10 protein-coding genes and 1 pseudogene are annotated in these 10,862 nt (G+C 70.7%); 4 read left to right on the top strand and 7 right to left on the bottom strand.

Going from position 1 to position 10,862, the window contains the following annotated elements; all coding sequences use genetic code 11:
- Window positions 1-107 precede the first annotated feature (107 nt).
- From ABT170_RS33115 to ABT170_RS33085, 7 genes are all read right to left on the bottom strand, one after another.
- Entirely contained in the window at window positions 108-512 is a 405-nt protein-coding gene (locus ABT170_RS33115) for a cytidine deaminase (protein WP_329946417.1), read from the bottom strand.
- Window positions 509-1,798: an ABC transporter permease gene (locus ABT170_RS33110; protein ID WP_329946418.1), complete on the bottom strand. Its 1,290-nt coding sequence runs from the start codon at window positions 1,796-1,798 to the stop codon at window positions 509-511. Before ABT170_RS33110 ends, ABT170_RS33115 begins: the two co-directional genes overlap by 4 nt.
- The gene (locus ABT170_RS33105) at window positions 1,795-2,907 is read right to left on the bottom strand and encodes an ABC transporter permease (protein WP_329946419.1); all 1,113 of its coding nucleotides are present in this window, start codon (window positions 2,905-2,907) and stop codon (window positions 1,795-1,797) included. Before ABT170_RS33105 ends, ABT170_RS33110 begins: the two co-directional genes overlap by 4 nt.
- Window positions 2,904-4,571 carry an ABC transporter ATP-binding protein gene (locus ABT170_RS33100; RefSeq protein ID WP_351873587.1) on the bottom strand — a complete coding sequence of 556 codons (1,668 nt, stop codon included), beginning with the start codon at window positions 4,569-4,571 and terminating at the stop codon, window positions 2,904-2,906. The genes ABT170_RS33105 and ABT170_RS33100 overlap by 4 nt, the downstream gene beginning before the upstream one ends.
- 356 nt (window positions 4,572-4,927) lie before the next feature.
- Entirely contained in the window at window positions 4,928-5,965 is a 1,038-nt protein-coding gene (locus ABT170_RS33095; protein ID WP_351873569.1) for a BMP family lipoprotein, read from the bottom strand.
- Window positions 5,966-6,487: 522 nt separating this feature from the next.
- Window positions 6,488-7,717 (bottom strand): amidohydrolase, encoded by a 1,230-nt coding sequence (locus ABT170_RS33090; RefSeq protein WP_351873567.1) that lies wholly within the window; start codon window positions 7,715-7,717, stop codon window positions 6,488-6,490.
- A gap of 768 nt (window positions 7,718-8,485) precedes the next feature.
- Complete coding sequence (locus tag ABT170_RS33085) at window positions 8,486-9,073, bottom strand: hypothetical protein (RefSeq protein ID WP_351873564.1); 588 nt, start codon at window positions 9,071-9,073, stop codon at window positions 8,486-8,488.
- 95 nt (window positions 9,074-9,168) lie between these two features.
- Between ABT170_RS33085 and ABT170_RS40715 the strand changes: the two are divergent.
- From ABT170_RS40715 to ABT170_RS33070, 4 genes and pseudogenes are all read left to right on the top strand, one after another.
- A pseudogene (locus ABT170_RS40715) lies at window positions 9,169-9,540 on the top strand (helix-turn-helix domain-containing protein); the annotation flags it as partial.
- Window positions 9,541-9,542: 2 nt separating this feature from the next.
- Complete coding sequence (locus ABT170_RS33080) at window positions 9,543-9,950, top strand: hypothetical protein (RefSeq protein WP_351873562.1); 408 nt, start codon at window positions 9,543-9,545, stop codon at window positions 9,948-9,950.
- Window positions 9,951-9,986: 36 nt separating this feature from the next.
- Window positions 9,987-10,262, top strand: coding sequence for a DUF2637 domain-containing protein (locus ABT170_RS33075; RefSeq protein ID WP_351873559.1), 276 nt, complete (start codon window positions 9,987-9,989; stop codon window positions 10,260-10,262).
- On the top strand, window positions 10,208-10,729 hold the full coding sequence (locus ABT170_RS33070; RefSeq protein ID WP_351873556.1) for a hypothetical protein: 522 nt from the start codon (window positions 10,208-10,210) through the stop codon (window positions 10,727-10,729). The genes ABT170_RS33075 and ABT170_RS33070 overlap by 55 nt, the downstream gene beginning before the upstream one ends.
- Window positions 10,730-10,862 lie beyond the last annotated feature (133 nt).

Raw genomic sequence — 10,862 nt, 5'->3', positions numbered from 1 at the left:
GATCACCGCCGACACCGCCGCGCACCACGGCGGGACCCTCAACCTCACCCTGAAGAGGAGCTAGACCCTTGCTGTTCGACATGCCCCAGGAGCGGTCCTTCGGGCCCTCAGCCGAGGTGCTGCGGGCCGAACGCCTGCGGCAGCATCTCGTCCAGCGTACGGAGGCCGTCCGGGGTCTCCAGGACGAGCTCCGGCCCCCCGAACTCGTACAGCAGCTGCCTGCACCTGCCGCACGGCACCAGGATCGCCCCGGTTCCGTCCACGCACGTGAAGTGGGTCAGCCGGCCGCCGCCGGTGGCGTGCAGCTGGGAGACGAGGCCGCACTCGGCGCACAGCGAGAGGCCGTACGAGGCGTTCTCGACGTTGCAGCCGACGATCACGCGTCCGTCGTCGACCAGGGCCGCGACGCCGACCGGGTAGCCCGAGTAGGGGACGTACGCCCGGGACATCGCGTCCCGGGCGGCGGTCCTCAGCCGGTCCCAGTCGGCCTCTGCCGCGGCCGGAGCCGTCACTTGCCCTGCCCCTTGCGGTAGCGCATCCCGTCCGCCTTCGGCATGCGCAGCCGCTGTGCGGAGAGCGACAGGACGAGCAGCGTGACGATGTACGGGGTGGCGCTGACGAACTCGGTGGGCACCGTGTCCGTGGCGAGGTACCAGACCAGCACGACGGCGGCGATGGCCCCGCTGATGACGGCGGGGACGTACGCCTTGCGGTAGAGCTTCCAGGCCGCCAGGACGGCCAGGATGACCACCAGCAGCAGGAGCAGCGCGTGGACGGAGTCGCCGCCGTTGCGCAGCTGGAGCGCGTCCGCGAAGCCGAACAGGCCCGCGCCCATGGCGAGTCCGCCGGGCCGCCAGTTACCGAAGATCATCGCCGCGAGGCCGATGTATCCCCGGCCGCCGGTCTGGCCCTCGTTGTAGATGTGCGAGGTGACCAGGGAGAGGAAGGCCCCGCCCAGTCCGGCGAGACCGCCGGAGACCATCACGGCGATGTACTTGTAGCGGTAGACGTTCACGCCGAGGGACTCGGCGGCCACCGGGTTCTCACCGGCCGAGCGCAGACGCAGACCGAACGCGGTCTTCCACAGGATGAAGAAGGTGGCCACGAACAGCAGCACGGCGACCAGCGTCAGCAGGGAGACGTTGGTGATCAGCCCGCCGATGATGCCGGCCACGTCCGAGACGAAGAACCAGTGGTGCTTCTCCACCGAATGGAGCCAGTCGGAGAGGCCGGGGATCGTCACGGAGGTGATGTCGTCGGCCGGTGGCGACTGCTTGGGGCTGCCGCCCTTCGCCGCCGCGTCACCGGTGTTGAACCAGAGCTTGGCGAAGTAGGTGGTGAATCCGAGCGCCAGGATGTTGATGGCGATACCGGAGATGATGTGGTCAACGCCGAAGGTGACGGTGGCGAAGGCGTGCAGCAGACCGCCGAGCATGCCGCCGATGACACCGGCGAGCACGCCGAGCCAGGGGTTGGTCTGCCAGCCCGCCCAGGCACCGAAGAAGGTGCCGAGGATCATCATTCCTTCGAGACCGATGTTGACCACACCGGCACGTTCGGACCACAGCCCGCCGAGACCGGCGAGACCGATCGGGACGGCCATGGCGAGCGCGGCGCTGATCTGGCCCGCCGAGGTCACGTCCTGGGCGCCGGTGATGGCACGCACCGCGGACAACGCGAGCAGGGCGCCCGCGATGATCAGCAGGATGACGGGAAGGGTGAACCGGGTTCGGCCGCCCTTGCCGCCGGAGACCCTGGGGGCCGCGGGCGGCGGGGTGGAAGTCGCCGTGGCGGTCACGCCGACACCTCCTGCTGGTCGGAGTTACGGGCCTGGGCGGCGAGTTCCGCGCCGACCTTGCTCTGCTGGCGCTTGAGGCCGTAGCGGCGGACGACTTCGTAGGCGATGACGACGCACAGGACGATGACGCCCTGGATGACGCCGACGATCTCCTTGTCGTACCCCTCGAACTCAAGCTTTCCGGTGCCGCGTTCCAGGAAGCCCCACAGGAGCGCGCCGAGCGCGATGCCGATGGGGTGGTTGCGGCCCAGGAGCGCGATGGCGATGCCGGTGAAGCCGATGCCGACCGGGAAGTCGCCGCTGTACTCGTAACTGTCGTTCAGCAGCGTCGGCATGCCGATCAGACCGGCCACCCCGCCGGAGATGAGCATCGAGGTGACGACCATCTTCTTGACGTTGACGCCGCTGGCCTCGGCCGCCGAGCCGGACTGGCCGACCGTACGCAGGTCGAAGCCGAACCGGGTGCGCGAGAGCGCGAACCAGTAGACGACGCCCGCGACGACCGCGACCACGATGAAGCCCCAGATCGGGGTCGGCTGGGTCGGGAAGGTGAAGAAGTGCGAGGACTCCGGGATCGGCGTGGTGGAGACCTTCGTGCCGGCCTTGTCGAGGTGACCGAGGCGGCCCTGCTGGAGCAGGTATCCGATGATCGCCGTCGCGATGGCGTTCAGCATGATCGTCGAGACGACCTCGCTGACGCCCCGGGTGACCTTGAGGACACCCGCGATACCGGCCCACATCGCGCCGACGATCATCGCGGTGAGGATGATCAGCGGGATCTGCAGGACGCCCGGCAGGGTCAGGGCTCCGCCGAGGGCGGCGGCGAAGAACGCGGCCAGGCGGTACTGGCCGTCGACGCCGATGTTGAAGAGGTTCATGCGGAAGCCGACGGCCACCGCGAGACCCGCGAGGTAGTAGGTCGTCGCCTTGTTGAGGATGTAGACCTGGCTGTCCGACTTCAGCCCGTAGTCGAACATGATGCCGAAGGCGCTGAACGGTTCCTTGCCGGTGGCCGCCAGCACGAGGGCGGTCACCAGGAACGCGACCACGATCGCGAGTGCCGGTGCCGCGATGCCCAGGAGCAGCCGCTCCTTGTCGAACTTCTTCATCGGTCCTCTCCCCCGTCCCGGGGGTCGGTGGCGTCGTCGCCGGCGGTGCCGGTGGTGCCGTTGCCGGTGGTGCCGGTGGCGCTGGTGCCGGTGGTGGTGCCGTTGCCGGTGGTGTCGTCGCCGGTGTGTTCGAGGTGGCCGGAGGCCGCACCCGTCATCGCCGAGCCGAGCTCTTCCGGGGTGACGGTCGCCGGGTCGGCGTCCGCGACCAGCCGGCCGCGGAACATGACACGCAGGGTGTCGGACAGCCCGATCAGCTCGTCGAGGTCGGCGGAGATGAGCAGCACCGCCAGGCCCTCCCGGCGCGCCTCACGGATCTGGTCCCAGATCTGGGCCTGGGCGCCGACGTCCACACCCCGGGTGGGGTGCGCGGCGATCAGCAGCTTGGGGTTGTGGCTCATCTCGCGGCCGACGATCAGCTTCTGCTGGTTGCCGCCGGAGAGCGAGGCCGCGGTCACCTCGATACCGGGGGTACGGACGTCGTACTCGCGCACGATCCGCTCGGTGTCGGCGCGGGCCGCCTTCAGGTCGAGGAAGGCGCCCTTGCTGTTGGGCCGCTCGGTGACATGGCCGAGGATGCGGTTCTCCCAGAGGGGCGCGTCCAGCAGCAGGCCGTGCCGGTGGCGGTCCTCGGGGATGACGGCCATGCCGTCCTCGCGCCGCTTGCGGGTGGCGAGGCGCGAGATGTCGGTGCCGTCGAGGGTGAGGACGCCGCTGTCGAGGTGGCGCATGCCCATGATGGCGTCGACCAGTTCGGACTGCCCGTTGCCCTCGACACCCGCGATGCCGAGCACCTCGCCCTTGCGGATGGTGAAGGCGATCCCGTCGAGCACGGCACGCACCGCGCCGTCCGGATCGGTGGCGGTCAGCCGCAGGTCCTCGACGGTCAGCATCGGGACATCGGTGACGGTCGACTCGCGGGTCTCCGGCGAGGGGAGCTCGCTGCCGACCATCAGCTCGGCGAGCTGCTTGGCGGTGGTGCTCGCGGGGTCCGCGGTGCCCACCGTCGTACCGCGCCGGATCACGGTGATCTCGTCGGCGACGGAGAGCACCTCACCCAGCTTGTGCGAGATGAAGATGACGGTGAGGCCCTCGGCCTTGAGCTCGCGGAGGTTGTCGAAGAGCGCGTCGACCTCCTGCGGCACGAGGACGGCGGTCGGCTCGTCGAGGATCAGCGTGCGCGCGCCGCGGTAGAGGACCTTGAGGATCTCCACCCGCTGGCGGTCGGCGACCCCGAGGTCCTCGACCATGGCGTCCGGGCGGACGCCGAGGCCGTACGCGTCGGAGATCTCCTTGATCCTGGCGCGGGCCCGGTCCCCGATGCCGTGCAGCTTCTCGGAGCCGAGGACGACGTTCTCAAGGACGGTGAGGTAGTCGGCGAGCATGAAGTGCTGGTGGACCATGCCGATGCCGCGGTCGATGGCGTCACCGGGGTTGCCGAACGAGACCTGCTCGCCGTCCACCGAGATGGTGCCCTCGTCCGGCTTCTGCATGCCGTAAAGGATCTTCATCAAGGTGGACTTGCCGGCACCGTTCTCGCCGACGAGGGCGTGCACGGTGCCGCGGTTCACGGTGATGTCGATGTCGTGGTTGGCCACGACCCCGGGGAATCGTTTGGTGATGCCGCGGAGCTCTACGGCATGAGGACTGCTGGACGCTTTGATGACGCACTCTCCTTGACAGGAGCGGAGGGCGGGAGGGGCGAGAGTGGCGGACGGGGCGGAGGAAGCGGCGTCGCCATGATCGATGGTGGGCGGGCCTGGCGAAAATACCGTGCCCGCGGAACGCTACGCGCGTAGCGCTACCGATTCGTTGGCCACCCGGTGATCGGGCGGCTGACGCGTACCCGCCCGGCGGAGCCACGCGCACCCGTCGGGCGGGCTGCGCTCACCCGGGGGCGGAGCCACGGACACCGCCCGGCGGGACACATGCACCCGGCGGGCGGAACCACGCGTACATGAATCGGGGCCCGGAGCCGCGGCCGAAGCCGCGCTTCCGGACCCCGATGTCAAAGGACCGGTCAGGTTGTGGTCTTGACCTTGATGGTGCCGTCGACGATCTTCTTCTTCGCCTCGTCCAGCTTGCCCTGGATGTCCTTGAGGTGGTCACCCGTGGTGGTCAGGCTGACGCCGTCCTCGGCCAGCGAGTACGTCTGCGTACCGGTCAGCGGCTTGTCGTCCTTGACCGACTTGATCAGGTCGAAGACACCGGCGTCGACGTTCTTCACGACGGAGGTCATGATCGTGTCGGCGTACTTCGACAGGGCCGGGTCCTTGGCCTGGTCGGAGTCGACGCCGATGGACCAGGCGCCCTTCTTGCCGGCCACGGCCTCGATCGAACCGGCACCGGAGCCGCCCGCGGCGGCGAAGATCACGTCGGCGCCCTTGTCGAGCATGCCCTTGGCGGCTTCCTTGCCCTTGTCGGGGCTGCCGAAGCCGGACAGGTCCGAACCGGTGGACAGGTACTGGATCTGCACCTTGGCCTTCGGGTTCGTCTCCAGGACGCCCTGCTGGAAACCGGCGGCGAACTTCTTGATCAGCGGGAGGTCGACGCCGCCGATGAATCCGACCTGGCCGTCCTTGGACTTCAGCGCCGCCGCGACACCGGCGAGGTAGGAGCCCTGCTCCTCGGTGAAGACGATGGAGGCCACGTTCTTGACGTCGGAGACCGAGTCGATCAGGCCGAACGTGGTGTCCGGGTGCTCCTTGGCCACCTTGTCGATCGCCGCCTGGTAGGCGAAGCCGACACCGATGACCGGGTTGTAGCCGCCCTCGGCCAGCGAGGCGAGACGCTGCTCACGGTCGGCCGGGGTCTCCCCGGTCTTGGCGGTGAGCTCCTTGGTCTCGGCGCCGAACTCGGCCTTGGCCTTGTCCAGGCCACGAGCCGCGGAGTCATTGAAGGAGTTGTCGCCACGGCCGCCGACGTCATAGGCCATTCCGACCTTGAGCTTGCCTTCGGAGTCGGTGGACTCCGTGGACGACTCGCCGCACGCGGTGGCGGTGAGCGCGAGTGCCGCGGCGAGGACACACGAGGCGGTGATCTTGGATACCCGGCGCACGAGGAGGGTCCCTTCAGACTGGCCGAAAGCGCCTCTTTCGGCGCTGGTTTCGCGGCGATCGTAACGCGCGTAGATATCTGTTAAGCCCCAGTTCACGAGTCGTTACCAGATCGAAGTGCGAGGCCGCTCCCGACAGGCGGTTGCTTCCGGGGCACCACAGGAGGACCGCGACGACCCGCCGCCCGTGCAGCCTACTTCGAGCCGCCCCACGACGTGCACCCCGGCCGCCTGCCCGGCCCGCGGCGCCGGGCCCGGCCCGAGGGGGAGGGGCGGCAGGTCCACGGGGCGGGCCCGGTCCGCGGGGGAGGGCGGGACCGGTCCGAGCGGGAGGGGGCGGCCGGTCCGCGGGAAGCGGCCGGGCGGGCCCACACGGGAAGCGGCCGGGCGGGCCCACGGCGAGGGGCGGGCAGGCCCACGGGGGCCACTGACCTGCGGGGAACCGCACCGATCCTTCCGCGATGCCTCACGATGGCTCGTGCTGCCTCGTGCTGCCTCGTGATGCCCCCCGCGATGCCCCGTACGTCAGGTGCTCAGCAGCGCGGCCGCCGTGAACAGCTCCACGCCCACGGTGATCGCCTCCTCGTCCACGTCGAAGTTCCCCCGGTGCAGGTCGAGCCCGCGGGTGTCCCCGGGGGTACGCACCCCGAGGCGCGCCATGGCGCCCGGTACGTGCTCCAGGTACCAGGAGAAGTCCTCGCCCCCGAGACTCTGTTGGGTGTCCTCGATCGCGTACGAACCGCGCCGCTCGGTCATCGCGGCGTCGAGCAGGGCGACCGTCTCGACGTCGTTCACCACGGGCGGCACCCCGCGCACGTAATTGATCACGGTCTTGGCCCGGTGCATGCCCGCCACCTCGTCGATGGCGGTGTGCACGAGATCGGGCGCCTCCCGCCAGGCGTCCAGGTCCAGGCAGCGAACGGTCCCGGACAGTTCGGCGTGCTGCGGGATGACGTTGCACGCGTGCCCGGTCTCCAGCCGCCCCCAGGTGACGGCGAGCCCCGAGCGGGCGTCGGTCCGGCGGGCCAGCAGCGCGGGTACGTCGGTGGCCACCCGGGCGGCGGCGGTGACCAGGTCGGTGGTCAGGTACGGCCGGGCGGTGTGCCCGCCGGGCCCGTCCATGGACACCTCCAGCCGGTCGCAGGCGGAGGTGATGGCTCCGGCCCGCAGCCCGATGCGCCCGACGTCCACCTTCGGGTCGCAGTGCACCCCGATGATCCGCCCGACGCCCTCCAGCACCCCGGCCTCGATCGCGTCGGTGGCCCCGCCGGGCAGCACCTCCTCGGCGGGCTGGAAGATCAGCCGCACGGCCCTGGGCAGCAGCCCCTGCCGCGCCAGCCCGGCCAGCACGAGCCCGGCGCCCAGCACGGTGGTGGTGTGCACGTCGTGCCCGCAGGCGTGCGCCCGCTCGGGCACGGTGGACCGGTAGGAGACCCCCGCCTTGGTGTCCGGGATCGGCAGCGCGTCGATGTCGGCCCGCAACGCCAGCATGGGCGTCACCCCGTCCCACTCCCCCACGTCACACACCAGCCCGGTCCCGATGGAGAGCACCCGCGGCCGCAGCCCGGCCTTCTCCAGCCGGTCCTTGATGGCCGCGGTGGTACGGAACTCCTGGTTGCCGAGCTCGGGGTGCATGTGCAGATCACGGCGGAAGGCGATCAGCTCGGCGCGGAGCTCCTCGGACAGCGTGCCGGGCAGAGCGGCTTCCCCGGGCAGCTCGGCAAGGGCATCGGTGCGGGACTTCAACTGGTTCACCTGTTGAAGAGTAGGCCCCTCACACCCTCAACTGGCCACATATCAACAAAACTTCAGCCGCTCAGGCGAACATTTTTGGGAGAGGGGGCGTGTGAGGGGGGTGCGTGGTGGGTACACTCCGCCGCTTCTTCGGCAAGTCGGGCACGGGGCGGGGGCGGGGCCGGGGCGTGACGGGGGCGTGGCGCGGGGGTCCGGCGCGTGCGGGCCGAGGGCGGGGGCCGACGCGTGCGGGCCGACGCGCGGGCACCTGCGGCAGGCGCGCCGGGCGCGGAGCCGGAGCGGTGCCGGCTGCGGGGCCCGGGACGGGTGCGGGGCCCAGGTACCGGTGCGGGTTGCGGGAGGGCCCCTCGTGCCCATTTCTCCTCACCCACGCCCGGCCCCGCGCGCCCCTGCTCACCGCCACCCTCACGGCGTCCCCCAGGGCCTCGGTCATCCGGGCGGCCAGGTAGCGGACCTGCCCGGGATCGGCGTGCGCGTCGGCCAGGATCTCCTCCGCGTGCCCCATCAGCTCCTGGCCCATGCCGAGCTGTACGGCTTCGACCTGATCGGTGACACGCGAGACGGGTCCGGGCGCGTCGTTGTCCGTGATCAGAAGACACCCCTTGCCTTGTGCGTCGGACCACGGCAGCAGGCGGACATCAGGGTTCGGCATGGATCCTCATTCGTGCGAAGCGTCCTCTTCTGACGGCTCCCTCACGCCAGGCGCGGCCACCGGGCCCGCCCAGTGACGTCCCGTGCGACTCCGCGGGACGACTGGGACAGCCCGTCCTAGTCGCAAGCCTGCCCGTCGAGGTTGATCCGCTCGGCAAGCTCCGCAATGGGGGACGTACGGCGTCGTTCCCTGCCCCGCAGGTCGGCGACGAGCCGGCGGCTCGTCGAGTGGTACCGCATCCACTCCGGCGCGATGTGCTCGGCCACGAGCAGGGCCTGGGTGGCCCCATCGGCCCTGTCCAGTTCCACACATGCCTGCGCCCGGTCCACATGGAAGCGGGCGAGCCAGGTGGGCGGCAGCGACCGCAGATCGGGGACGACACGCGCGGCGCTCAGCGCCTCGGCGTGCTCCTCCATCTCCACCAGGAAGTTGACCTTGGCCACACCCACGTTCGTCGGACCGAACGGAGTCGCGTAGTCGAGACGGTCCGTACCGATACGGGTCGCGGCGGCGCCCGCCAGGCCGATCAGGTCCCGCACGGTGTCGTGCCGGCCCGCGCGGACGGCGGCGGTCGCGGCGCGCAGCAGGAGGATGCCCCAGAGAGACAGCTCGACGGGCCGTGAGCGGAAGGTGGGTTCCACACGTTCGGCCGTGGCGACGGCGATCCGCTCCGCGTCGGCCAGCCGTCCCTGCCTGGTCAGCACGCAGGTAAGCGTGGAGACGCCGACCATCTCGGAGCAGGCGGCACGCCTGGACCTCGGCGACGCGCTCCGCCTGATACGCGAAGAGGGGGTCTGACATGCAGGCCGTGACGGACTATGCGCCATACGCGCTGCCGATCGCGACCGTGCTGGTCGGTGCGTGGCTGCTGACAACGGCGGTGCGCTACGTGCGGGCCGACCGGGGCACGCGGGTCAGCATGCGGCAGGCCGTCCGGGTGCGCTGGGGCTGGGTACGGCTCGCGCGGATGGCGGGGCTGACGGTCACCGACAAGACACCGGGCCTGCTGGCGCAGATCACCGCGCAGAAGGACGGCGCTACCCCCGCGCCCCGGGTGCTGACTCCGAAGATCAAGGTCAAGCCCGACCCGTACGGGGTGATCGTGCGGGCTCGGACGCTGCCGCAGGTCAGGTTGGAGGAGTACCAGAAGGCGGCGCGGTTCCTGGCGGACGCGTGGCGGTGCACGCGGGTGTCTGTGCTGCCGGACGGCCCCGGCAGGGTGGTGTTCCGGGGCGTGCGCTCCGACCCGTTGACCACGCCGACCACCCACCGGCCTTCGGCCTGTCCTTCGCGCAGAAGACCGTCGAAGCCGCGGTGGCCGCGCTGGGCGAGGACATCCGCAACTGGCCCGATGCCAGCCCGGTCACTTTGCAGGACCCCGCCTACGTCGGCGTCGCGGTCATGGCTATGCAGGGCCGCCCCGGCTACACCCGCATCCGCACCCCCTACGTCTCCGACGCCGACGCCGCCCGCATCGCCGAAGCCACCTCGCATCTGACCGCCGACCCGGACCTGTGCCTGGACTCTCTGCTCCGCTCGGCCGACCGGACGACAACGCCCGCGCCATCACTCACCAAGTGATCCCGAACAGCCCACACCAGAAAGGCGGTTGGGGACATGGCGGAGGAACGGTTCACCCGGCGCACCGTGACCGTGGTCATGGCGGTCATCGCGGCCCTGGCCTTCGTCTTCTCCTTCGGCAACGTCTGGGCGCTCGCCCTGCGCCTCGGCGTCCCCCACCCGATCGCGCCACTGATCGCCCCGATGGTGGACCTGTCGGTCGTCGGGCTCCTGGTCGCCCTGCGGTTCCTGGCCCTGCGCGGCGTCCCAATGGCGAGTTGCGGGCCGGTACCTGGCTGCTGCACCTGTGCGGGCTGCTCACCCTCGCGCTGAACACCGCCGAACCGCAGCTGGCCGGACGCTACGGACGGGCCTGCCTGGACACCGTCGCCCCGCTCCTGCTCCTCGGCTGGGGCCACGTCGGCCCCGCCTTCCTCGCCCAGTTCCACACCCTCACCCACCCCGCCACGCACCTGGAGGACACTCCCGCTGCTATCTCCGAACCGGTGCCCGACGAAGCACCCGCGCCAGAACCCTCGACGCCCGCCCCGACCGTCGCCACCTCTTCGGCCGAGGAACCGCAGCCCGCTACGTTTCCGGTCACAGTTCTGCCGGTCGCTGTCTCCAAGACGACCCGATCCGCCTCCGGCCCGGCCCTGCCTGCCGCCCTGCTGGACGCGGCCCGGCGCATCGCGGACACCCACCGTGCCGAGCACGGAACCCCGATCACCGCCACCCACCTGGGAACCCGCATGGGCATCGCCCTGCCCGTGGCCACCGCCGCCCTCGCTCAGCTCTGAGCCCCGGCCCTCGCGAGCCACACAACCCTCGCTCAACCCCACGCCCGCCCATGGGCCTGGTTCGTCATGCCCCGAGCAGCACCAACACGCCTCCTCGCCCTGCTGGTTGCTGCTCGGGGCCACCTACCCGACA

Origin of the sequence: Streptomyces sp. NPDC001787 (assembly GCF_040297465.1) — a bacterium.
Lineage (GTDB): Bacteria > Actinomycetota > Actinomycetes > Streptomycetales > Streptomycetaceae > Streptomyces.
Note: the sequence above shows the minus strand (reverse complement) of the source record. Positions and strands in the feature narration are given on the sequence as shown.